Here is a 240-nt window from a genome sequence, read left to right as displayed (position 1 = left end):
GCCAGGGGCAGCGCCAACTTCATTAATAGCACGAACTAAATCATCAAGGCTGACACCTGGGTTAAATACAAAAGCGCGTGAGTCATCCTGATCAACATCAATAATACTTTGCTGAGTAACCACGGTTTCACCCTCTGCTAAAGGATTTGGCTGCGCCACATTTTGTTGCTCAGCAATCGTTACTGTTAAACCACCGTGGGTAATTGCCGCAGGTTGTAATTTTACATTTTTACCTATAAC

The 240-nt window shown here is 43.8% G+C and carries 1 protein-coding gene; it reads right to left on the bottom strand.

The window, feature by feature from the left end; genetic code table 11:
- On the bottom strand, nt 1-240 hold a 240-nt coding region (locus AAEY62_RS24465; RefSeq protein ID WP_350637079.1), incomplete at both ends, for a flagellar basal body P-ring protein FlgI.

The organism is Pseudoalteromonas sp. GW168-MNA-CIBAN-0100 (assembly GCF_040309225.1).
Taxonomy (GTDB): domain Bacteria; phylum Pseudomonadota; class Gammaproteobacteria; order Enterobacterales; family Alteromonadaceae; genus Pseudoalteromonas; species Pseudoalteromonas arctica.
This window is presented reverse-complemented; position numbering and strand designations above follow the sequence as displayed.